At 64.6% G+C, this 22,546-nt stretch carries 17 protein-coding genes; 6 read left to right on the top strand and 11 right to left on the bottom strand.

Features of this window, described 5'->3' with window-relative positions; genetic code table 11:
• Positions 1–32: 32 nt before the first annotated feature.
• The 5 genes from glgB to E5X34_RS08675 all read right to left on the bottom strand — a co-directional run bounded on the left by glgB (position 33) and on the right by E5X34_RS08675 (position 8,031).
• Complete coding sequence (glgB, locus tag E5X34_RS08695) at positions 33–2,246, bottom strand: 1,4-alpha-glucan branching protein GlgB (RefSeq protein WP_292563293.1); 2,214 nt, start codon at positions 2,244–2,246, stop codon at positions 33–35.
• A 197-nt stretch (positions 2,247–2,443) separates the two neighbouring features.
• Positions 2,444–4,906 (bottom strand): glycogen/starch/alpha-glucan phosphorylase, encoded by a 2,463-nt coding sequence (locus E5X34_RS08690; RefSeq protein WP_292563082.1) that lies wholly within the window; start codon positions 4,904–4,906, stop codon positions 2,444–2,446.
• Positions 4,907–5,045: 139 nt separating this feature from the next.
• On the bottom strand, positions 5,046–5,828 hold the full coding sequence (locus E5X34_RS08685; RefSeq protein WP_128257508.1) for an ATP-binding cassette domain-containing protein: 783 nt from the start codon (positions 5,826–5,828) through the stop codon (positions 5,046–5,048).
• 2 nt (positions 5,829–5,830) lie between these two features.
• On the bottom strand, positions 5,831–6,895 hold the full coding sequence (locus E5X34_RS08680) for an ABC transporter permease (protein WP_041005280.1): 1,065 nt from the start codon (positions 6,893–6,895) through the stop codon (positions 5,831–5,833).
• 158 nt (positions 6,896–7,053) lie between these two features.
• The gene (locus E5X34_RS08675) at positions 7,054–8,031 is read right to left on the bottom strand and encodes a sugar ABC transporter substrate-binding protein (protein WP_042642090.1); all 978 of its coding nucleotides are present in this window, start codon (positions 8,029–8,031) and stop codon (positions 7,054–7,056) included.
• Positions 8,032–8,298: 267 nt separating this feature from the next.
• Here E5X34_RS08675 and E5X34_RS08670 point away from each other — a divergent pair, with 267 nt between their 5' ends.
• From E5X34_RS08670 to E5X34_RS08655, 4 genes are all read left to right on the top strand, one after another.
• A complete protein-coding gene (locus E5X34_RS08670; protein ID WP_292563080.1) occupies positions 8,299–9,522 on the top strand; it encodes an ROK family transcriptional regulator in 1,224 nt (407 codons plus the stop codon).
• Between the two features lies 1 nt (position 9,523).
• Positions 9,524–9,970: an RbsD/FucU domain-containing protein gene (locus tag E5X34_RS08665; RefSeq protein WP_292563078.1), complete on the top strand. Its 447-nt coding sequence runs from the start codon at positions 9,524–9,526 to the stop codon at positions 9,968–9,970.
• Positions 9,967–10,890 (top strand): carbohydrate kinase, encoded by a 924-nt coding sequence (locus tag E5X34_RS08660; RefSeq protein ID WP_292563076.1) that lies wholly within the window; start codon positions 9,967–9,969, stop codon positions 10,888–10,890. Before E5X34_RS08665 ends, E5X34_RS08660 begins: the two co-directional genes overlap by 4 nt.
• Positions 10,891–11,132: 242 nt before the next feature.
• Positions 11,133–12,275 (top strand): DegT/DnrJ/EryC1/StrS aminotransferase family protein, encoded by a 1,143-nt coding sequence (locus E5X34_RS08655; protein ID WP_292563074.1) that lies wholly within the window; start codon positions 11,133–11,135, stop codon positions 12,273–12,275.
• A gap of 201 nt (positions 12,276–12,476) precedes the next feature.
• Here E5X34_RS08655 and cysQ read toward each other — a convergent pair whose 3' ends face one another.
• The 3 genes from cysQ to cysD are packed head-to-tail and all read right to left on the bottom strand — an operon-like array spanning position 12,477 to position 16,115.
• Positions 12,477–13,259: a 3'(2'),5'-bisphosphate nucleotidase CysQ gene (cysQ, locus tag E5X34_RS08650; protein ID WP_292563289.1), complete on the bottom strand. Its 783-nt coding sequence runs from the start codon at positions 13,257–13,259 to the stop codon at positions 12,477–12,479.
• A gap of 10 nt (positions 13,260–13,269) precedes the next feature.
• Positions 13,270–15,207, bottom strand: coding sequence for a sulfate adenylyltransferase subunit CysN (gene cysN / locus E5X34_RS08645; protein ID WP_292563072.1), 1,938 nt, complete (start codon positions 15,205–15,207; stop codon positions 13,270–13,272).
• Positions 15,208–15,209: 2 nt separating this feature from the next.
• The gene (cysD, locus tag E5X34_RS08640; protein WP_292563071.1) at positions 15,210–16,115 is read right to left on the bottom strand and encodes a sulfate adenylyltransferase subunit CysD; all 906 of its coding nucleotides are present in this window, start codon (positions 16,113–16,115) and stop codon (positions 15,210–15,212) included.
• Positions 16,116–16,554: 439 nt separating this feature from the next.
• On the opposite strand from cysD, the gene E5X34_RS08635 reads away from it, so the two are divergent.
• Positions 16,555–17,847, top strand: coding sequence for an O-antigen ligase family protein (locus tag E5X34_RS08635; RefSeq protein ID WP_292563069.1), 1,293 nt, complete (start codon positions 16,555–16,557; stop codon positions 17,845–17,847).
• Positions 17,844–18,773 carry an NAD-dependent epimerase/dehydratase family protein gene (locus E5X34_RS08630; RefSeq protein WP_292563067.1) on the top strand — a complete coding sequence of 310 codons (930 nt, stop codon included), beginning with the start codon at positions 17,844–17,846 and terminating at the stop codon, positions 18,771–18,773. Before E5X34_RS08635 ends, E5X34_RS08630 begins: the two co-directional genes overlap by 4 nt.
• A gap of 59 nt (positions 18,774–18,832) precedes the next feature.
• Here the strand turns inward: E5X34_RS08630 and E5X34_RS08625 are convergent, their stop codons facing one another.
• From E5X34_RS08625 to E5X34_RS08615, 3 genes are all read right to left on the bottom strand, one after another.
• On the bottom strand, positions 18,833–19,369 hold the full coding sequence (locus E5X34_RS08625; RefSeq protein WP_292563065.1) for a sugar transferase: 537 nt from the start codon (positions 19,367–19,369) through the stop codon (positions 18,833–18,835).
• A gap of 3 nt (positions 19,370–19,372) precedes the next feature.
• The gene (locus E5X34_RS08620) at positions 19,373–20,305 is read right to left on the bottom strand and encodes a glycosyltransferase family 2 protein (RefSeq protein WP_292563063.1); all 933 of its coding nucleotides are present in this window, start codon (positions 20,303–20,305) and stop codon (positions 19,373–19,375) included.
• A 66-nt stretch (positions 20,306–20,371) separates the two neighbouring features.
• Positions 20,372–22,399: a nucleoside-diphosphate sugar epimerase/dehydratase gene (locus tag E5X34_RS08615; RefSeq protein WP_292563061.1), complete on the bottom strand. Its 2,028-nt coding sequence runs from the start codon at positions 22,397–22,399 to the stop codon at positions 20,372–20,374.
• Between the last annotated feature and the right edge of the window lie 147 nt (positions 22,400–22,546).

Below are 22,546 nucleotides of genomic sequence, written 5' to 3'. Positions count from 1 at the left end.
CGTTGCAAGGGCAGGATGAGACATCATCTGCTTCAGTCCGCGACGAATTCCAGCATGATCGTCGACAGCGGCGGCAGAAGCATCGTCGCCGATACGCCGCCCCCTTCCCCGCTCGCCTTGACCGCGCCGCCATTGCCCATGCCGGAGCCACCATAGTCGGCGGCGTCCGTATTGATGATTTCGCGCCACTTTCCCGCCTTCGGCAGCGGCACGCGATAGTTCTCGCGCGGCACCGGCGTGAAATTGGAAATGACGGCGACCGGGTTGCCGTCCGGCGCGCTGCGCAGCCATGCGAAGACCGAATTGTCGCGGTCGTCGACGATCAGCCAGGAAAAGCCTTCCGGCTCGCAGTCACGCGCATGCAGGGCCGGGCGCGAACGGTAGAGGTAGTTCAAGTCCCGCACGGTCTGCCAGACGCCGCGATGCGGCGCGAATTCGAGCAGGTTCCAGTCGAGCGCGCGTTCCTCACTCCACTCGCGGCGCTGGGCGAATTCCTGGCCCATGAACAAGAGCTTCTTGCCGGGATAGCCCCACATGAAGGCGTAATAGGCACGCAGCGTGGCGAACTTCTGCCAGTCGTCGCCGGCCATCTTGTTCAGCAGCGTGCCTTTGCCATGCACGACCTCGTCATGCGACAGCGGCAGCACGAAGTTTTCGGAGAAAGCGTAAACCAGGCCGAAGGTAATGTCGTTGTGGTGGTGCTTGCGGAAGATCGGTTCCTTGGAAAGGTACTCCAGCGTGTCGTGCATGAAGCCCATGTTCCACTTGAAGCCGAAGCCGAGCCCGCCCTCGTGCACTGGACGCGACACTTTCGGCCATGAGGTCGATTCCTCGGCGATCGTCATCACGCCGGGGTGGTGGCCGTAAAGCTCCTTGTTCATCTTCTGCAGGAAGCTGACGGCCTGCAGGTTCTCGCGCCCGCCCTTCTCGTTGGGGATCCATTCGCCCGCCTTGCGCGAATAATCGAGGTAGAGCATCGAGGCGACCGCGTCGACGCGCAATCCGTCGACATGGTATTTCTCGGCCCAGAAGAGCGCGTTGTTGACGAGGAACGACACCACCTCGCGGCGGCCGAAATTGTAGATCGCGGTGTTCCAGTCCGGGTGGAACCCCTGGCGCGGATCGGCATGCTCATAAAGCGCGGTGCCGTCGAATTGCACCAGCCCATGCTCGTCGACCGGGAAATGCGCCGGCACCCAGTCAAGAATGACGCCGATGCCGGCACGGTGCGCGCCGTCGACGAAACGGGCGAAGCCGTCGGGGTCGCCGAAACGGGCCGTCGGCGCATAAAGGCCGGTGGTCTGGTAGCCCCAGGACGGGTCGTAAGGATGCTCCGAGATCGGCAGGAATTCGATATGGGTGAAACCCGTGTCGACCACGTAAGGGATCAGCCGCGCCGCAAGCTCGTCCCAGGAGAGGAACGTGCCGTCGTCGCGGCGCTGCCAGGAGCCGGCGTGGACCTCGTAGATAGAGATCGCCTCGCGCCGGGGATCGGCCTTGCGCCAGTAGCCGCGATGCGCCTCGTCGCCCCACTGATGCGCCATCGGCGGCGCCGTCACCGAGGCGGTCGCCGGGCGCAGTTCCGATTCGAAGGCGAACGGGTCGGCCTTGAGCGGCAGGCGCACGCCGTCGGGCGCGATGATCTCGAATTTGTAGGGCTGGCCCGCGCCGATATCGGGAATGAACAGCTCCCAGATGCCGGTGTCCTTGCGGTCGCGCATGGTGTGGCGGCGACCGTCCCAGTCGTTGAACGCGCCGACCACGGAGACGCGCCTGGCATTGGGCGCCCAGACCGCGAAATGCACGCCGGTGGCGCCCTCATGGTCCATGATGTGGGCGCCGAGCTTGTCGAATAGCCGTAAGTGCGAGCCCTCGGCCATGTAATAGTCGTCCATCGGTCCCAGCACCGGGCCGAAGGAGTAAGGATCGGTCAGCCACCAGTCGCCGCCGCCATTCCGGGCATGATAGCGCAGCGGCTGGCGCTTGCGGATCGAGACCTTGCCCTCGAAGAAGCCGGCATCGTCGCGGCGCGAGAGCTCGCCGGCCTCCTTGCCGGTCAGCGTATAGGCGGTGACGAATTCGGCGTTGGGCACGAAGCAGCGGGCGACGAAGCCCTTGCCGGCCTCATGCACGCCCAGAACCGCGAAGGGATCGCCATGCGTTCCGGCGACAATCGCCGCGACATCACCGGCTGGCGCCAGTCCGTCCGGCCCGCTTGTCGCAGCGGTCGCGCCCGGCTTCCTCATCAAGCGGTCGCCCTCCCTGGGCATTTTGTTCTGGCGCATGCCTTGGTGCGGCACGCGCCGTTCTTTGTCTTGGCGCATGTCGCGATCCCAAAACCGCTACGCACTTTTGGGCGGCATGCACTAACTTAGTCTTGGTGCATGCCGTGATTTGGGCGGCATGCACCGGGGCCACATTCCTGGTGGCTCATGCAATCATATCAGACGGGCACGTTCCAGATGTCTTTCGCATATTGGCGGATCGTGCGGTCGGACGAGAACCAGCCGACGCGGGCGACGTTGCGGATGGCGCGCGCGTGCCAGTCCGGGCTGTTGCGCCAGACGGCGTCGACCTCGCGCTGGCAGGCGGCGTAGGAATCGAAGTCGGCCGCCACCATGAACCAGTCGCTCTGGTAGAGGCCGTTCATCAGGTCGCGATAGCGGCCGGGATCGTCGGGCGAGAAGACGCCGGAGGAAATGGCGGACACCGCCTGCGACAGCTCGGGCGAGGCCTCGATCACTTCACGCGGATTGTAGCCATTGTTGCGCCGCTCGGCGACTTCGGCGGTGGTGAGGCCGAAGATGAAGATGTTGTCGTCGCCGACATGTTCCTTGATCTCGACATTGGCGCCGTCGAGCGTGCCGATGGTGAGCGCGCCGTTCAGCGCGAACTTCATGTTGCCGGTGCCCGACGCCTCCATGCCGGCGGTCGAGATCTGCTCGGAGAGGTCGGCGGCCGGCATCATCACCTCGGCCAGGCTGACATTGTAGTTCGGCACGAACACGACTTTCAGCAGGCCGCGCACCGACGGATCGCCGTTGATGACCTTCGCGACGTCGTTGGCCAGTTTGATGATCAGCTTGGCGTTGTGGTAGCTCGGCGCCGCCTTGCCGCCGAAGAACTTCACGCGCGGCATCCAGTCCCGCTCGGGATGCGAGCGGATCTGGTCGTAGAGCGCGATCGCCTCAAGAATGTTGAGCAGCTGGCGCTTGTATTCGTGGATGCGCTTGACCTGGATGTCGAACAGCGCCGACGGGTCGAGCCTGATGCCGAGACGGTCGGCGACGAGGTTGGCGAGCCGCGCCTTGTTCTGGCGCTTCACAGCGGCGAATTTCTCGCGGAACGCGGCGTCTTCGGCGAGCGGATCGAGATCCTTGATCTTCTCGATGTCGTCCATGAAGCGGTCGCCAATCGCCTCGCGGGCAAGCGAGGTCAGCCCCGGATTGCACTGGATCAGCCAGCGGCGGGGCGTGATGCCGTTGGTCTTGTTGTTGATGCGGTCGGGGTAGAGCTTGTGGAGATCGGCGAACACCGTCTCCTTCATCAGCTCGGTGTGCAGCGCCGAGACGCCGTTGATCGAATGCGAGCCTACAAAGGCCAGGTTGCCCATGCGCACGCGGCGGTCGCCATTTTCCTGGATCAGCGAGATGCGTGCGATCTGGTCGCCCGAGAATTTTCCGGTGGCCCGGGCCTCCAGCAGCACCTGCGCATTGATGGCGTAGACGATCTGCATGTGGCGCGGCAAAAGCCGCTCGAACAGCGGCACCGGCCAGCTTTCCAGTGCCTCGGGCAGCAGCGTGTGGTTGGTGTAGCCGAAGGTGCGCTTCGTGATATCCCAGGCAAGGTCGAAATCCATGCCATGGACGTCCATCAGCAGCCGCATCAGCTCCGGCACCGCGACCGCGGGATGGGTGTCGTTGAGGTGGATGGCCGCCTTGTCGGGCAAGGACTTCAGGTCGCCATACTGGCTGAGATGGCGCTGGACGATGTCCTGCAGCGAGGCGGTCGAGAAGAAATATTCCTGCCTGAGCCTAAGCTCCTGGCCGGCCATGTGGGAATCGGCCGGATAAAGCACACGCGACAGCGCGTCGGCCTTGTTGCTTTCGGCCAGCGCGCCGATGTGATCGCCGGCGTTGAACTTGTCGAGCAGGATCGGGTCGATCGGCATGCCGGACCAGAGCCGCAGCGTGTTGACGCGGTTGGCACGCCAGCCGGCCACCGGCGTGTCATAGGCGACGGCCAGCACGTGCTCGGTCGGCTTCCAGACGTGGCGCTCCAGCCGGCCGTCCTTCGAAGTGATCGATTCCACCGAGCCGCCGAAGCCGACCTCGAAGGAGCGCTCGCGCCGCTCGAACTCCCACGGGTTGCCGTGGTCGAGCCAGGTCTCCGGCAATTCGACCTGCCAGCCGCCCTGGATTTCCTGGCGGAACATGCCGTTGGCGTAGCGGATGCCGTAGCCATGGGCGGGGATATCGACGGTCGCCATGCTTTCCATGAAGCAGGCGGCGAGACGGCCGAGGCCGCCATTGCCGAGCGCTGCGTCCGGCTCGAGGCCGGCGATGAGATCGAGGTCGACGCCGAGCGAGGACAGCGCCTCGCGCATGTTCTCCATCAAACCGAGATTGGAGAAGGCATCACGCATCAGGCGGCCGATCAGGAATTCGAGCGACAGGTAATAGACCCGCTTTTCCTGCTGGTCGTAGGCTTCCTTGGTCGCCTGGATCCAGTGGTCGACGATGCGGTCGCGCACCACCTTGATCGAGGCGGTCAGCCAGTCATAGGGCGTGGCGACGGTGGTATCCTTGCCGACCCGGTATTTGAGCGACATCAGGACTTCTTCGGCAAGCGTCTTTGGATCGGGATGGTCGAGGACTGGGGCTTCGATCGTCATGGCGGATGTCATATCGCCTCTCGTTCAGTTGGCCTGATCATACCGGCTTTCGCCGTTTCTCCCAGCCCATCCTATCGCATTGCAGCATGCGTTCAATCGATTAAGTGATCGAGCCGACAGCCTGCCTGCTGCAATTGACTTGTCCTGGAGATCAAGCCGCCAGCGCATCCTCCGGCGGCTTCTTGGCGCCGGTCATGAGCGCGACGGCGTCCGACATCGAAATCTGCTTGGGATCGACGACGCAGAGCCGGCGCCCGAGCCGGTGGATGTGGATGCGGTCGGCCACCTCGAAAACATGCGGCATATTGTGCGAGATGAGCACGATCGGCAGGCCGCGCTTCTTGACGTCGAGGATCAGTTCCAGCACGCGCCGGCTTTCCTTGACGCCGAGGGCTGCGGTCGGCTCGTCCATGATCACCACTTTCGAGCCGAAGGCGGCGGCGCGCGCCACCGCCACGCCCTGGCGCTGGCCGCCGGAAAGCGTCTCCACCGCCTGGCTGATGTTCTGGATGGTCATCAGGCCGAGCTCGGTAAGCTTGTCGCGGGCGCGCTTTTCCATCGCCGGACGATCGAGCATCCGGAACCAGCTGCCGAGCGGGCCCGGCTTGCGGATCTCGCGGCCAAGGAACATGTTGTCGGCGATCGACAGCGCCGGCGACAGAGCGAGGTTCTGATAGACGGTCTCGATGCCGGCCTCGCGCGCCTCGATGGGCGAGCGGAATAACACCTGCTTGCCGTCGAGCTCGATCGTCCCCTCGTCGGGGATCACGGCGCCGGAGATCGCCTTGATCAGCGTCGACTTGCCGGCGCCGTTGTCGCCGATCACCGCCAGGATCTCGCCCGGATAGAGATCGAAGTCGCAGTTGTTGAGCGCCGTCACGCGGCCGTAGCGCTTGGTGAGACCGCGCGCGGTAAGAACAGGCACTTGGCTCATGATTACACCGAAACCTTTCTGATCCACTGGTCGACCGCGACGGCGCCGATGATCAGCACGCCGGTGAGCAGCACTTTCCATTGCGGATCGGCGCCCAGCATGTTGAGACCCATCGAGACGACGCCGACGATCATGGCGCCGAACAGCGTGCCGAGGATCGAGCCGCGGCCGCCAAAGAGCGAGATGCCGCCGATCACCGTGGCGGTGATGGCTTGCAGATTGTAGTCGGTGACGGCGGCGGACGGCGAGATCGAGCCGTTGCGGCCGATCGAGACCCAGGCGGCGAAGGCGGCGATCAGGCCGGCAAGTGTGTAGACGGCCATCAGCACCTTCTTGGTCTGGATGCCGGAAAGCTTGGCCGCCTCGGGGTCGTCGCCGACGGCATAGACATGGCGCCCCCAGGCGGTGTGGTTCAGCACATACCAGAGCAGCATCACCAGCAGCACCATGGCGATGACGCCGGCCGTCAGCACGGCGGAACCGACCCGGAAGCTCAGGGCGAAGAAGTGCAGCAGCGGCGCCTGGGCGTCGACGTCGGCGTCGCGGATCGTCTCATTGGCCGAATAGATGAAATTCGTCGCCATGACGATGTTCCAGGTGCCGAGCGTGACGATGAAGGGCGGTAGCTTCATGTAGGCGACGAGCAGGCCGTTGAGCAGGCCGCAGGCCGCGCCGGCGGCAAGCCCGAGCAGCACGGCCAGGATGGTCGGCATGCCGTAGGTGATGGCGCAGTTGCCCATGATCACGGCCGAGATCACCATGATCACGCCGATCGAAAGGTCGATGCCGGCGGTCAGGATGACCAGCGTCTGGGCGGCGCCTAGGATGCCGACGATGGCGATCTGCTGCAGGATCAGCGTCAGCGTGTAGGAGGAGAAGAAGCGGCCGCCGATGGCGACACCGAAGATGATGATCGACAGCACCAGCACGATCAGCGGCACCGCCGCCGGCGTGGAATGCAGGAAATGCTGGGCGCGCTTCACAAACGATTTGCCGTGCTCCTCGAAGGCGGCGACGTTGGTATCGCTGCCCGAGAGAACCTTCTCGAATTCCTGGATTTGGGACATATCTCCTCCCGTCTCACGGAACTTCGTCATGGCTCCGTGCCGCGTTTACGCATTCCGGTCTGTCGCCGGGCTTATCAGCGCTTACGAAAATGCATCGTCCACCCGATGCGGCCGGGGATCAAGTCCCCAGCCGCGAGGTTTGTGCGCTCAGGCGGGCATCAGCCCCAGCACTTGGCGAGGCCTTCCTTGGTGTCGATGGACTTCACGCCGTTGGCCGGCTTGTCGGTCACGAGGTTGACGCCGGTGTCGAAGAAGTTCTTGCCTTCGGTCGGCTTAGGCTTGGTGCCGTCCTTGGCGTAATTGGCGATGGCCTCGATGCCGAGCGCGGCCATCTGCAGCGGATATTGCTGCGAGGTGGCGCCGATCACGCCTTCAGTGACCGACTTCACGCCCGGGCAACCGCCGTCGACCGAGACGATCAGCACCTGCTTTTCGAGACCGACAGCCTTGAGCGCCTGATAGGCGCCGACGGCGGCGGGCTCGTTGATGGTGTGGATGACGTTGATGGTGTTGTCCTTCTGGAGAAGGTTCTCCATCGCCTTGCGGCCGCCTTCCTCGTTGCCGTTGGTCACGTCATGGCCGACGATGCGCGGATCGTCCTCGTCGCCGATCTTGTTGGGATCCTTCACGTCGATGCCATAGCCCATCATGAAGCCCTGGTCGCGCAGAACGTCGACGGTCGGCTGCGAGGGAGTGAGGTCGAGGAAGCCGATCTTGGCATCCTTGGCCTTGTCGCCAAGCGTCGCGGCGGCCCAGGCGCCGATCAGCTTGCCGGCTTCGAGGTTGTCGGTGGCGAAGGTGGCGTCGGCGGCATCGATCGGATCGAGCGGCGTGTCGAGCGCGATGACCAGCAGGCCGGCGTCACGCGCCTTCTTCACCGTCGGCACGATGCCCTTGGTGTCGGACGCGGTGATCAGGATGCCCTTCGCGCCGTCAGCGATGCAGCTTTCGATCGCCGCCACCTGGCTTTCGCTGTCGCCGTCGATCTTGCCGGCATAGGTCTTGAGGTCGACGCCAAGCTCCTTGGCCTTGGCGGTCGCGCCCTCCTTCATCTTGACGAAGAAGGGGTTGGTGTCGGTCTTGGTGATCAGGCAGGCGCCGACGCCGGCGGCCGATGCCGACGAAGCGAACGCCATCAGGCCCAAGCCTGCGGCCGCAAACACGGTAGACTTCAGCAGTGATTTCTTGGTCACGATTTTCCTCCCAATGGAACTGTTGCGGACGCCGGCCACCCGGCATCCCAAGCGCATCCACCTTTTTCTCCCAGCGTGGATACATCTCAAAAAACACCAGGACTGAACGGCTGTCAATAATTAAATCACTCTTATTTATTATTGACACTCTTGCGTCGTTCACTCATTCTGAACGAAAAGCATCGCGGGGAAACAAACGGGAGGAACAGGGTGGAGACCGGCATTGCGAGGCACGGTTCGCCCGAGGCTTTGGAGAGTCGGCTGCATCGCGGCACCAACCAAAGCGGCATGCGCGACCACAATGAACGGTTGGTGCTGTCCCTGGTGCGCCAGCACGGCAGCCTGGCCAAATCCGATATCGCGCGCATGACCGGGCTGTCGGCGCAGACGGTGTCGGTGATCATGCGCGAGCTCGAGGAAGACAAGCTGCTGGTGCGCCAGGCGCCGCTGCGCGGCAAGATCGGCCAACCTTCGATCCCGATGGCGCTCAACCCGGAAGGCGCCTTCTTCATCGGCCTCAAGATCGGCAGACGCTCGGCCGAGCTGGTGCTGATCGATTTTCTCGGCAATGTGCGCGCCATGCTGCAGCATTCCTATCGCTATCCGGCGCCGCGGGAGACCGTCGAATTCGTCACCGCCGGCATCAGGACGATGCGCGGCGAGCTGACGCCGGCGCAGGACAAGCGCATCGCCGGCCTCGGCATCGCCATGCCGTTCGAGCTATGGAACTGGGCCGACACGGCCGGCGCGCCGCGCGACGTCATGGATGAATGGCGTCATCGCGACATACGCGCCGACATCCAGGCGCAGTGCGAGTTCCCCGTCTACCTGCAGAATGACGCGACTTCGGCCTGCGGCGCCGAGCTTGTCTTCGGCCAGGCGGGCGCGGCGCGCGACTTCGTCTATTTCTATATCGGCGCCTTTGCCGGCGGCGGCATCGTTCTCAACGGCCGTCTTTACAGCGGGCCGAAGGGCAACGCCGGCGCGCTCGGATCGATGCCGGTGCCGGGGCCGGACGGCAAGCCGACGCAGCTCATCGACGTCGCCTCGATTGCAATGCTCGAGAAGGCGCTTTCCGCCAAGGGCATCGACGGCTCCTATCTTTGGACCTCGCCGCAGGACTGGGGCAACATCAGCCCCGAGCTCGACGAATGGATCGCCAGCGCCTCGCGCGCGCTTGCCTATGCCATCGTCGCGGCCTCGTCGGTCATCGATTTCGAAGCGGCGGTGATCGACGGCTGGATGCCGCTCGAGGTCCGGCGCCGTCTTGTCGAGGCGATCCGGCACGCCATCTCCGGCATCGATGCCGAGGGACTGAAGCTGCCCTTCGTGCGCGAGGGCACCGTCGGCATCCATGCGCGGGCGCTGGGCGGCGCCAGCCTGCCGCTTTCCGAGCGTTTCCTGGTCAGACCGAACACGACCGGAGGCGCCTGACATGCTGATCGGCATCCCCTCGCTGCTCGGGCCGCAGTTCCTGGCGACGCTCAGGGCGATGGGCCATGGCGACGAGATCGCGATCGTCGACGGCAATTATCCGGCCGAGGAACAGGCGCGGCGGCTGATCCGCGCCGACGGCCACCGGGTCATACCGGTCCTCGACGCCGTGCTCAGCGTGCTGCCGGTGGACGAAGCGGTGCCGCAAGCGCTGTTCCGCGCCTCGGTGCAGGGCGACCCGACGCTGGCCGACCCCGTGCATCGCGAGATGGAAGCGGTCTGCGCCAGACGCGCGCCGGGTCACAAGGTGGTTGCGCTGGCCGGACCCGACTTCTATGCACGCGTCAAGGCCGCGCATGCAATCGTGGCGACCAGCGAACCCAGGCTCTTTGCCAACATTATCATCCGCAAGGGCGTGATTCATCCGCCGGAGACCAAGACGACATGATCCTTTGCTGTGGCGAAGCCCTGATCGACATGCTGCCGCGCATCACCACGGAGGGCGAAGCCGCCTTCGCCCCCTATGTCGGCGGCGCGGTGTTCAATTCGGCGATCGCGCTTGGACGGCTGGGCGCCCCGGCCGGCTTCTTCTCCGGCCTCTCTTCAGATCTGTTCGGCGGCCAGTTCCGCGACGCGCTCGGCGCCAGCAAGGTGAGTTCCACCTATGCGCACACGTCCCCTCGCCCGACGACGCTCGCTTTCGTGCGGCTCACCAACGGCCAGGCGACCTACACCTTCTATGACGAGAACACCGCCGGGCGCATGCTGACCATCGAGGACCTGCCGAAGCTCGGCGCCGAGATCGAGGCGATGCTGTTCGGCGCCATCAGCCTGATCTCGGAGCCTGCCGGATCGGCCTATGAGGAGTTCATGCGGCGCGAGCACCAAGCCCGTGTGATGATGCTCGACCCGAATATCCGGCCGAATTTCATCCCGGACAAGGCCAAGCACCTGCGGCGCATCCGCGAGATGATGGCGATGGCCGACATCGTCAAACTCTCCGACGAGGACCTCAAATGGTTCGACGAGGCGGGCTCGCATGAGGATGTCGTGCGCAACTGGCTGGATCGCGGACCGAAGCTGATCGTCGTCACCCATGGCAGCGAAGGCGCGGTCGGCTACAGCAAGGCGCATAAGGTCACGGTCATGCCGCAGAAGGTGAAGGTGGTCGACACGGTCGGCGCCGGCGACACCTTCAACGCCGGCATCCTGGCCTCGCTGCATGAGCAGGGCCTGCTCACCAAGGCGGCGATCAGCCACCTCTCCGAGGACGCCATCCGCAAGGCGCTGGAACTCGGCGCCAGGGCGGCGGCGGTAACGGTGTCGCGGGCCGGCGCCAACCCGCCCTGGCGGCATGAAATCGGCTGATCCGCTGCCGGATCGCCCTTTCCGGCCGATCACTTTATGTTTCCCAACGACGAAACGGCGCGATAAGAGAGGCCCGAAAACGCCTCTCAAAGCTCGGATTTCTGGCCTTTTCAGGCATTGCGCCGGCGAAGTCGGTAACAGGCTGCGACACCTAAGCAATTCGCGCCGGCCGCCACCGGCTTTCTCAGCCGGTTCAAGTCTGTTACCAGCGGGCCGGTTTTACAGGCATTTTCGAGGCCGACATGCAGTTCATCGATCTTGGCGCGCAGCGCGAACGTATCCGCGACCGGCTGAAGGCCGCGATCGACCACGTCGTCGAGGACGGCCGCTACATCCTGGGACCCCAGGTCACCGAATTCGAGAACAAGCTCGCCGCCTATATCGGCGTCAAGCATGTCGTCGCCTGCGCCAACGGCACCGATGCGCTGCTCCTGCCGCTGTTTGCCGCCGGAATCGGCCTGGGCGACGCGGTGTTCGTGCCGAGCTTCACCTTCGCCGCGACCGCCGAGGTGGTGGCGCTGGCCAAGGCCGAGCCGGTCTTCGTCGACGTCGATCGCGATACGTACAACATCGACATCGCCAGCCTCGAGGCGGCGATCGAGATGATCAAGAAGGAAGGCCGCCTCAAGCCGAAGGCGATCATCCCGGTCGACCTGTTCGGGCTCGCCGCCGACTATGAGGCGATCATGGCGATCGCCAAGCGCGAGAACCTCCTGGTGATCGAGGACGCCGCGCAGTCGATGGGCGGTTCCGCCGACGCCAAGATGTGCGGCGCCTTCGGCCATGTCGGCTCGACCAGCTTTTATCCGGCGAAGCCGCTTGGCTGCTACGGCGATGGCGGCGCGATGTTCACCGATGACGGCGCGATGGCCGACAAGCTTCGTTCCTTTGCCTTCCACGGCAAGGGCGAGACGCAATATGACAATGTCCGCGTCGGCATCAATTCGCGCCTCGACACACTGCAGGCGGCGATCCTGATCGAGAAGCTCGCCATCCTCGAAGAGGAAATGGTGGCGCGCCAGATCGTCGCCGACCGCTACGCCAAGGGCCTCGGCGACATCGTCAAGGCGTCGCGCAATCTGGGCCACGGCCGTTCGGCCTGGGCGCAATACGCCATCGAGACCCCGAAGCGCGACGGGCTCAAGGCTCATCTCGGCGAAAAGGGCATCCCTTCGGTGATCTATTATGTGAAGCCGTTGCATGAGCAAGTGGCCTACAAGGATTATCCGCGCACGCCGACCGGTCTTGCCGTCTCCGAAACGCTGCCGAAGCAGATCCTCTGCCTGCCGATGCACGCCTATCTAGGCGAAGCCGACCAGGACCGCATCATCGAGACGATCCGCAATTATATTGGGTCGAACTCGGCGCATGTCGCGGCGGCTTGAACAGCACCTTCGTCATCCTCGGGCTTGACCCGAGGATCCATGCCGTGACCTTCGACGTCGAGCATAATGGCGCAGAATTCTGTAACCGCCGCAATGCTTTAGCGTAACGGCATGGATCCTAGGGCCTGCGCGCGTCGCTTCGCTCCTTGCTCCGCCCTAGGATGACGACGCGACAATTGGCGGCTGCCAATCGTCAACGCTCTAAGCCGCGCTCTTCCCGCTCGCAATGAAATGCGGATTGGCGAAATCGCTGTCAGTCGCCTGGTTGCGCTTGCCGTAGACGAGCGGCCGGCCGTCGAGTGTGCGCGTCATGCCGCCTGCGGCGCGCAGCACCGCGTCGCCCGCTGCCGTGTCCCACTCCATGGTGCGGCCGAAGCGCGGATAGACGTCCGCCTCCGCCGCGGCAAGCAGGCAGAATTTCAATGACGAGCCGATCGAGACAATCTCGGCGGGACCGAGGTCGCGGATGAAGGCGTCGGTTTCAGGCGTGTTGTGCGACCGGCTGGCGACGACGGCGAGTGGCGTGCCCCCTGCCCGCACGGTGATCGGCCGGCGGCCGGTAATGCGATAATCGGCATCGACCTCCAGCGCCTCGGCCTTGCCAGGCCGTCCACTGAAGAAGCGTCCGGTGCAGGGCGCGTAGACAACGCCCACTTCCGGAACGCCATGGCGCACCAACGCGATGTTGACGGTGAAATCGGTGCGGCGGTTGACGAATTCCTTGGTGCCGTCGAGCGGATCGACCAGAAAGAAGGCGCCGTCGAGGTCGGGCGTGGCGATGCCCGCCGCCACCTCTTCCTCGGCCACGCATGGGATATCCGGATAGGCGGCGCGCAGGCCGGCAAGGATGATCTTCTCGCTTTCGCGGTCGGCTTCCGTCACCGGCGAAGAGTCCGCCTTGCTGTCGACGGCGCAGCCGTCATGGAAGACGCGCATCACCTCGCGCCCCGCTTCCAGCGCCAGGCGCTCGAAGACGCCCAGCATCGTCTCGTCGTCAGATACCGCCGCCATTGTCATACTGCTCCTCGGCAATGTCGCGCTCGATCAGCCAGTGTTCGAGGGCTTCCGCCATCTCCTGCGGGCTCCTGCCGAGGGTCTTGAGATGAATTTCCGGATTCTCCGGCGCCTCATAGGGAGAATCGACACCTGTGAAGTTCTTGATCTCGCCGCTCAGGGCGCGCGCATAAAGGCCCTTCGGGTCACGGCGGGCGCATTCCTCGAACGGGGTATCGACGAACACTTCGACGAACTCGCCCTCGGCCATCAGCTCGCGCGCCATGCGGCGCTCGGCGGCGAAGGGCGAGATGAAGGAGACGATGACGATCAACCCGGCATCGGCCATCAGCTTGGCCACTTCGGCGACGCGGCGGATGTTTTCGACGCGGTCGGCGTCGGTGAAGCCGAGATCGCGGTTCAACCCGTGGCGGACATTGTCGCCGTCGAGGATGTAGGTGTGACGGCCGGAGGCGAACAGCTTCTTTTCGAACAGGTTGGCAATGGTCGACTTGCCGGAACCGGAGAGCCCGGTGAACCAGAACACCGCCGGGCGCTGGTTCTTCAGGTCGGAGCGGCCGCGCTTGCCGACATCGAGCGACTGCCAGTGGATGTTTTCCGCGCGCCGCAGCGAATGCAGGATCATGCCGGCGCCGACGGTGGCATTGGCGATGCGGTCGATCAGGATGAAGGCGCCGGTGGTGCGGTTCTCGGCGAAGGGATCAAAAGCGATCGGCGCGCGGGTCGAGAGATTGCAGACGCCGACCTCGTTCATGTCGAGCGACTTCGCCGCCTCATGCGCGAAATCGTTGACGTTGACCCGGTATTTGAGGTCGGTGACGGTGGCGCTGACCTGATCGGTCTCGGTGCGCAGGATGTAGGAGCGGCCGGGCAGCAGCGCCTGCTCGTCGAACCAGACGATGTTGGCGGCGAACTGGTCGGCGACCTGCGGCCGTGCCGCAGGCGACACCAGCATGTTGCCGCGCGACACCTCCACTTCATCCTCGAGGACCAGCGTGATCGCCTGGCCGGCGACCGCCTGCTCGAGGTCGCCGCCTTGCGCGACGATGCGCTTGACCCGGGAGGCCTTGCCGGACTTCGCGACGACGACCTCGTCTCCCTGCGAAACGGTGCCCGACGCAATGGTGCCGGCAAAGCCGCGGAAATCGAGGTTCGGACGGTTCACATATTGGACGGGGAAACGGAACGGCAGCTCGACGGCGGCTTCGTCGACCGACACGGTTTCCAGATGCTCGATGAGCGACGGACCGGAATACCAGGGCGTGCGCTCGGATCGGCTGGTGACGTTGTCGCCGAATCGCGCCGACATAGGGATCGGCACAACGCTGACGAAGCCTAGTTGTTTTGCGAACTCGCCATAGTCGGCGACGATCTGGTCGAACGCAGCCTTGTCGAAGCCGATGAGGTCGATCTTGTTGACCGCCAGCACGATGTGACGGATGCCCAGCAGCGAGGCGATGATCGAATGACGCCGGGTCTGGCGCAGGACGCCCTGGCGGGCATCGATCAGCACGATGGCAAGATCCGCGGTCGAGGCGCCAGTCGCCATGTTGCGCGTGTACTGCTCATGGCCGGGCGTGTCCGCGACGATGAACTTGCGCTTCGGCGTAGCGAAGAAGCGGTAGGCGACGTCGATGGTGATCCCCTGCTCGCGCTCCGCCTCCAGCCCGTCGACCAGCAGCGCAAAGTCGATATCGTCGCCGGTGGTGCCGTGCTTGCGCGAATCCTTCTCGAGCGCGGCAAGCTGGTCCTCGAATATCTGCTTGGTGTCGGAGAGCAGGCGGCCGATGAGAGTCGACTTGCCGTCATCGACGGAGCCGCAGGTGAGGAAGCGCAGGAGCGACTTCTTTTCCTGCGCGGCCATGTAGTCGCGGATCGAATCGGTCGGGGCGAGGCTCTTGGCCATGATGTGGCGCATGATCAGAAATAACCCTCGCGCTTCTTCTTTTCCATCGAGCCCGCCTCGTCGCGGTCGATGAGGCGGCCCTGGCGCTCGGAGGTGCGGGCGGTCAGCATCTCGCCGACGATGGCCTCCAGCGTGTCGGCTCCCGATTCGATGGCGCCGGTCAGAGGGTAGCAGCCCAGCGTGCGGAAGCGCACCAGGCGATTCTCGACCGCCTCTCCGGGACGCAGCTGCATGCGGTCATCATCCTTCATGATCAGCATGCCGTCGCGCTCGACCACCGGCCGTTCCTTGGCGAAATAGAGCGGCACGATCGGGATGTTTTCCTGCAGGATGTACTGCCAGATGTCGAGCTCGGTCCAGTTGGACAGCGGAAAGACGCGGATCGACTCGCCCGGCGCGATGCGGGTGTTGAAGATCTTCCACATTTCCGGCCGCTGGTTCTTGGGGTCCCAGGAATGCTGCGCGTTGCGGAAGGAGAAGATGCGCTCCTTGGCGCGCGACTTCTCCTCGTCGCGGCGCGCGCCGCCGAAGGCCGCATCGAAACCGTATTTGTCGAGCGCCTGGCGCAGCGCCACCGTCTTCATCACATGGGTATGGGTGTTGGAGCCATGGTCGAAGGGATTGATGCCGTCGCGCACGCCATCCTCGTTGACATGGACGAGCAGGTCGAAGCCGAGCTTCTGCGCCATCTGGTCGCGAAAGGCGATCATCTCGCGGAACTTCCAGGTGGTGTCGACATGCAGAAACGGGAAAGGCGGCTTGGCGGGATAGAAGGCCTTCATCGCCAGATGCATCAGCACCGAGGAATCCTTGCCGACCGAATAGAGCATCACCGGCTTGGAGAAAGAGGCCGCGACCTCGCGGAAGATGTGGATGGACTCGGCCTCGAGCCGCTGCAGATGCGTGAGCGCGATATTCATGGACTGTCGAGCGTTCTCTCGTGCCGTCGAGCGGAAATCTTGCATTGCGGGCGCAATTCCATGCCGCCCGGGCGCAAATTTCACTTGGACAAACTGTTTCGTGCGTGCGTTCTAACAGATCGGCGCCGTTCATAACAATGCAGGACGCGCCGGCCGCATGATGATTAGGGAACGAATTTTCCAAGCGAGGCCTGGAAGGCGGAAAATCCTACCAGGGCGCTTGAAACGCGGAAGCGTGGAAAGGATCGTAAGTTCCGAAGATGCCAGCCGGCCCGAACCAAGGATTTCTGTCGGAACATCGTCAACCGGCCTATCGCGGAACGGCGCCAGCGGCTATACGGGCTCGGGGAACGGGCAAGGCGCGGCAAACGGGTACGTCCAGCCAGCCATCAGCTGGCATCACGGATCCGGGCGCAACCTGGAAATTGCGAAGCAAGCATTGAACCCGTTTACAAAGCTCCGACGCCAGCTCACGCCCGCTCAGATCAATCTCTATTTCTCGATCGTCTGCTTTTTTTCGCCGCCGGTGCTTGGATCGCTCGTCAGCATCACCTTCAATGCCGGCGGCGTGTGGTCCTTGCTGCTGCTCGCCATAAGACGGAGACGCTTCAACATCGACGGGCCGATGCTCGCCTTGACCGCGGCGATCTACGCCTATTGCGCGGCCATGGTTCTCGCTTCGATCGTCAATGGCACCCTGGCCGCCGATCTGCGGTTCTTCCTGCCGCTGATCACCTTCCTGCTTTTCCCGATCTCCTATTCGACCTGGAGCATTACCGAGAAGATCGCGCTGGCACGCATCGCCATTCTGGCCAGCGCCGCGGCCAGTTTCGGCGCGTTGGCGATCGCCATCGTCCAGTATCACTGGCTGGGCACGAGGGCCGAGGGCGGGGCCGGAAACGCGATCGTCTTCGCAACCGTTACCTGCCTTGCCGTAATGCTATGCCTCGCCGGCGCGCTGTCAGGCATCGAGAAACGCTTGAAGCTGCTGGTCCTGGCGGCGATCGCCGGAACGATTGCGATCGTCTATTCCGGGTCACGCATGATCTGGGTGGCGGTGCCGATTGCCGGCATCGTCGTGCTTCTCGTCAACCGCCGTCGGTTCACCAACGCCAGCATGGCGCGCTTGGCGGTGATCGGCGTCGTGGTCGCCCTGGCGATCGCCGCCATCGGCTCTCGCGCCATCATGGATCGAGCCGACTTCCTGGTCAGCGACTGGGATGCGCTGAACGCCAATGGCGATCATTCGACGGCGCTCGGCTTGCGCGTGGCAATGTGGGAGATCGGCCTTGCCGCGGTTCGCGAGATGCCGATTTTCGGCCATGGCATCACGGCCAGCCGCGCCCTGATGAAGCAGGGTTTTCATGAGCAGTTCGGTCTGAGCGCGGGCTTCAGCCATTTTCACAACGGCTTCCTGACCGCGATGGTCGAGGCCGGGCTGCTCGGGGGGCTGGCGCTGGCTTCGATTTTCATCGTCGCCGCATGGAACGCGGCAAGGACGCTGCGTCTCCGCGTCGATCCGGTCGAGCGGTTCGGCGCGACGATGGTTCTCGTCGCGGTCGTCACCTATCTCATCGGCGGAATGGCAGGCATCCTCGTCGGCCACGACATTCTCGACGCGACGCTGATGGTGTTCCTGATTTCAGGGACCTACCTTGCGTCCGGGCGGACGGTGGCGCCGACCGGCAAGGACGCGCCTGCGGTGGCGCCGGGCGCCAGCCGGCAACCATGAAGGTCCTGGTCACCGGCGCGACAGGCTTCATCGGGCGCCGGGTCGTCGGCCGGTTGCGCCAAGCCGGATTCGACATACGGACCGCTTCGCGCCTGCCGCAGCGGCTGGCAGGGGAGGACGATGCCGTCGCGCTGCCCGGCGCCGATGCGCCGCAGGAAGCCTATCTGGCGCTGATGCGCGACGTGACGCACGTCGTTCACTGCGCGGCGCTCAACAATGATCGCGGCGCCGGCGAGGCCGACTTGCAGGCTGTCAACGCGACACTGACCGGACAGCTCGCCCAGGCGGCCGCCAAGCGCACCGAAGGGCACTTCATCTATCTCTCCTCGATCCGCGCCGTCGTGGCGGCCGATTTCAGCGGCACGATTGACGCAGCCACGCCCCCTGCCCCGCAATGCGCCTACGGGCGCTCCAAGCGCGAAGGCGAAATCGCAATGCTGGAGGCTTTTGCGACCGCCGGACATGCAGGCGCGACGGCGCTGCGGCTGCCGCCGGTCTATGGCGAAGGCATGAAGGGAAATCTGCGCGGGCTGATGCGTCTCGCAGCCACCGGCCTGCCGCTGCCCGCAGCCGCCTTGACCGCGGTTCGTTCGCTGGTCTCCCATGACGCGGTGGCAGGCGCCGTGACGCATCTCCTGGCCCGTCCGACGCCGCCGCGCCCGACCTATGTGCTGGCCGATGCCTCGCCGGTTGCGCTCTCTGAAATCATCGCCGCGTTCCGGCGCGGCTACGGCCGGCCAGCCCGGCTGGTCCCCATGCCGGCCTGGCCTTTCCGGCTGCTGGCGACGCTCAGTGGCCGACAGGCGTCGTGGCAGGCTTTGGTGGCGACGCAGATCTGCGATCCGTCGCTGCTGGCCTCGGAAGGCTGGATGCCGGAAGCCGACACGCTCTGCCGGCTCGAGGAACTGGCGCGGCAGGCTGGTTGATTCCAGCGCAGGCGGTTTTCGCCCAAACCAGGAGCGTTTCATCGTTTCGGCGTCACGCTCTATGGGCGGTAGAACGTGCCCAGCAATATCCTGATATCCAGGCGAATCGTGGCGGCCTGGACGTAGGCCGCGTCGGTCTCGGCGCAGCGTTTCGGATCCGACATGTCGATCCCCTTGATCTGCGCCAGCCCGGTTATGCCCGGTAGCGCGGCAAGCACGCCCAGTTGCTTGCGCCGTTCGATCAGTTCCGTCTGCGTCGGCAGGCACGGACGCGGTCCCACCAGGCTCATCTCGCCCTTGAGCACGTTCCAGAGCTGCGGCAACTCGTCGATCTTGGTTGCGCGCAGCACCTTGCCCACCGCGGTGACCGAATTGGCCGGCGCCTGGTGGGTCGGCAAGGAGGGGGTGTCGCGACGCATCGTGCGCAGCTTGCGGCAGGAAAAGAGCGCGCCTTCCCGCCCGACGCGGATTTGCGAGAAGATGGCGGGGCCCGGCGACGTCGCCCGGATCGCCAGCATCGCGACCAGCACGATCGGCGACGTTAGAACCAGCATCACCGCCCCGACAACCAGATCAAAGACCCGCTTTGCCGTCACGGTTCAGATCCGGCGCGAAAGGAAAGCGAGGTAGAGCCCCAGCGTGCCCATGAATGTCTGCCGGTAGACACCGCTTTTGCCGAGCAGGCGGAGGCGCCTGAAGGTGCTGCCCTTGCGCGCCCTGATGAACAGGCGAAGGCAGAGTGCGGGATCGGGCGCGATGAGGTCGCGGTTGACGGCAAGGCCCCTGAGATTGCTGTCTGTCCAAGTGGCGAACTGGCCCTGGAACAGCCGTCCGAGCCGTGAAAGCCTTGCCTTCCACGAGACATTGGCGCCGACGAGGTTCGCCGCGTGCTGCCGGTATCTGACCAGCGGCCGCGGCTCGTAGCGGACCTTGCCGCCGGCGGCGGTGACGATGAGATAGGCCCACCAGTCATGGCTGACGAATTCGGTCCTTGCCGATGCTTTCGCCAGGAGGTCGCGCGCCTTGCGGTTGAAGAGCATGGTGTTGCCGCCGGCGATGCTTTGCACCAGCGCGTTGCGGAAAGACGGCGGGCGGCGAAACAGCGGCGAATAGCCTGCTGGGATGCCGGCCTCCGAAATGGTCGCCGTGCGCGAGCAGAACAGGAGCGGCATGTCGCTATCCTCTCCCTCCATCCAGCGGATGGCGCTCTCCAGCCGATCCGGCTCCCAGACATCGTCCTGGTCGCAAAAGGCATAGTAACCGGCATCGATGCGGGGATCGATGATCATCGAGCGGAAATTGGCGGCGAAACCCTTGCGCGGACCATCCACCAGCGTAACGGAGCCCTTGTTCCAGCGGGATCGCCAAGCCTCGACGATTGCGACCGTGGCGTCGGTCGAGCCATCGTCGGAAACCCACAGATCGACCGCGGGCCAGGACTGCGCGAAAAGCGATTCCAATTGCTCGCCGATGAATGCCGCGCCATCCTTCGTGCCCATGAGGACGGCCACGCGCTGGTCTTTCGCGGTCACGGTCTCTGAACCCGCGGGCGCATTTGAACGGGCTTCAACGGCCGATGTCGGGCGGGCGGCACTGGCCTAGCCGATCTGTGCGGCCGTGTTCGGCACCGCCTGGCCGTGCGCGCCGAGGTCTGCCTCGGCCTGGTAGAGGCCGGCCAGCACGGCAAGCGCCGCGGCCTTGTCCCGATCATGCATCGCGGCCACCAGCGCCGGCAGCGCGGCCTCGATCCTGGACCATTGCACGACGTCGCTCCTGAGGCCGAAGATCTTGGCGATGTCGAGCTTGACGACCTCTTCATTCTCGCCATGCAGCGTCTCGTGCAGCTTCTCGCCGGGCCTGATGCCGGTGAAGCGGATCGGGATGTCGGTGTAGGGGCTCTTGCCGGCCATGCGGATCATGGTCTCGGCGACTTCGAGGATCGGCACGGGCTTGCCCATATCGAGCATGTAGATGGCGTAGTCGTCCTTGCCCTGGCGCTGCTCGGCATCGGCGGCCGACATGATGACCAGATCGACCGCCTCGGCCACCGTCATGAAATAGCGGGTCATGCGCCGGTCGGTGATGGTGACCGGCCCGCCGGCCTCGATCTGCGCCTGGAAGATGGTCGCCACCGAGCCATTGGAGCCGAAGACATTGCCGAAGCGCACGGCGATGAATTTGGTGCCGGGATTACGGCCGACGGTGTCACGGCCGTTCCGCCCGCCGCCATGCGACGCGGATGAACGCGCGGCGTGCATCTCATGCAGCGACGAGACGATATGCTCGGCCGCGCGCTTGGTGACGCCGAGCACGGAAGTCGGGTCGACGGCCTTGTCGCTGGAAATCAGCAGGAACTGCGGCACCCCGCATTCGGCGGCTATCTCGGCGCACGCGAGCGTGCCGAAGACATTCGTCTCGATGGCCGCTTCCCAGTTCTCTTCCAGCAGCGGCACGTGCTTCAGCGCCGCGGCATGAAAGAGGATCGCGGGTTTGAACTCGCTGACGAGACGCATCATGTGAGGCCGGTCGGTTACGTCCACGATGCGGCTGGTCAGCCGGTCGCGGTAATGATCGTCGATCAGCTGGTCGAGCTGGAAGATGCCGAATTCGGAATTGTCGGCCACCAGCACCGACTCGGCGCCCAGCTCCAGCGCGCGCTTGACAAGCACGCGGCCGATGGAGCCGGCGCCGCCGGTGACCATCACCCGCTTGCCGGCGACGAAGGCGCCAATGCGCGTCGTGTCGGTGGCAACCGCCGAACGGCGCATGATGGTTTCCATCTCGACGGTATCGAGAACCAGCCTGCCGCCCTGCCCCAGCTCCGACAGGCCGGAGAACTGGACGACGGCGATGCCGCTGTGACGGGCGACGCGAACCAGCTCGGCATAGTCCTCGATGTCGCGCTCGGCGCCATTGCCAAAGATCAGGAGATCGAGGTTTTCCGTGCCCTTGACATAGTCCTCCAGCACCTCGACCAGGCGCGGCCTGAGCGCCACGACCGGAACGCCTTGGATCCGCGTGCCGAGCGGCACATCGGCCTCCGTCGCCATGATTCCGGCGATGGCGTATTCCGCCGGCACCGCCGTGCGGGTGAAGCGCACGATCACGTCCGCCTCGCTCAGCCGGCCGATGAACAGCGCCTGCTTGACCGGCGCGTCGCCCGGAGCGCGGCGCAGGATGCGCCAGGACGCGCCGTCGCGCAGGAAGCGATAGTAGAGCCTGGGCGCCGAAATGATGGTGAAGGAGACCAGGAAGAAGACGATGAACTGGCGCTCGTTGAGGCCGGCGACCGGCTGGAAGAAGAAGCGGAAGCCAAGCGAGGCTAGGTAAAGGACCACCGTGAGGCTGCCGCAGCCCTTGAGGATGTTGAAGAAGTCGGGCGTGGAGGCAAAGCGCCAGACGGTGTTGTAGAGGCCGCAGGAGCGAAACAACAGATGGGCGATGAGCACGATGAGCGCCCAGCAGACCAGCCCGGCGAACGAGAACGCCTCGAACGACAGCCGCGACTGCGAAAGGGTGAGGCTGAGCGCCACCGCCACCAGGACCATGACGAGATCCTGCACCATGATGATGGCGCGCCGCATCCTTGGTCTGAGTTCCGACACGGCTTCTACATAGGCGGTCATTGGGTAGTACTGAACTCCAGGCGCAGGGACATGCTATCAGAACCGCGCAGGACAAAACATCGTCCACCGCCACTCTGGATTGCAAATCCCCAACCCCATCACCCGGTTATCGCCTTAGCGCGGAGCGAGCGGGAGGGCCAGAGGTTT

The organism is Mesorhizobium sp. (assembly GCF_004963255.1).
GTDB lineage: Bacteria > Pseudomonadota > Alphaproteobacteria > Rhizobiales > Rhizobiaceae > Mesorhizobium.
This window is presented reverse-complemented; position numbering and strand designations above follow the sequence as displayed.

Bases quoted from the DNA above. Each gene is read 5' to 3' on its own strand.
- E5X34_RS08615 (WP_292563061.1), bottom strand. From the start codon at position 22,399: ATGACCGCCTATGTAGAAGCCGTGTCGGAACTCAGACCAAGGATGCGG.
- glgB (WP_292563293.1), bottom strand. From the start codon at position 2,246: ATGAGGAAGCCGGGCGCGACCGCTGCGACAAGCGGGCCGGACGGACTG.
- E5X34_RS08665 (WP_292563078.1), top strand. From the start codon at position 9,524: ATGCTGATCGGCATCCCCTCGCTGCTCGGGCCGCAGTTCCTGGCGACG.
- cysQ (WP_292563289.1), bottom strand. From the start codon at position 13,259: ATGCTGGGCGTCTTCGAGCGCCTGGCGCTGGAAGCGGGGCGCGAGGTG.
- cysD (WP_292563071.1), bottom strand. From the start codon at position 16,115: ATGAATATCGCGCTCACGCATCTGCAGCGGCTCGAGGCCGAGTCCATC.
- E5X34_RS08675 (WP_042642090.1), bottom strand. From the start codon at position 8,031: ATGGCGTTCGCTTCGTCGGCATCGGCCGCCGGCGTCGGCGCCTGCCTG.
- E5X34_RS08680 (WP_041005280.1), bottom strand. From the start codon at position 6,895: ATGTCCCAAATCCAGGAATTCGAGAAGGTTCTCTCGGGCAGCGATACC.
- E5X34_RS08685 (WP_128257508.1), bottom strand. From the start codon at position 5,828: ATGAGCCAAGTGCCTGTTCTTACCGCGCGCGGTCTCACCAAGCGCTAC.
- cysN (WP_292563072.1), bottom strand. From the start codon at position 15,207: ATGCGCCACATCATGGCCAAGAGCCTCGCCCCGACCGATTCGATCCGC.
- E5X34_RS08630 (WP_292563067.1), top strand. From the start codon at position 17,844: ATGAAGGTCCTGGTCACCGGCGCGACAGGCTTCATCGGGCGCCGGGTC.
- E5X34_RS08660 (WP_292563076.1), top strand. From the start codon at position 9,967: ATGATCCTTTGCTGTGGCGAAGCCCTGATCGACATGCTGCCGCGCATC.
- E5X34_RS08690 (WP_292563082.1), bottom strand. From the start codon at position 4,906: ATGACATCCGCCATGACGATCGAAGCCCCAGTCCTCGACCATCCCGAT.
- E5X34_RS08655 (WP_292563074.1), top strand. From the start codon at position 11,133: ATGCAGTTCATCGATCTTGGCGCGCAGCGCGAACGTATCCGCGACCGG.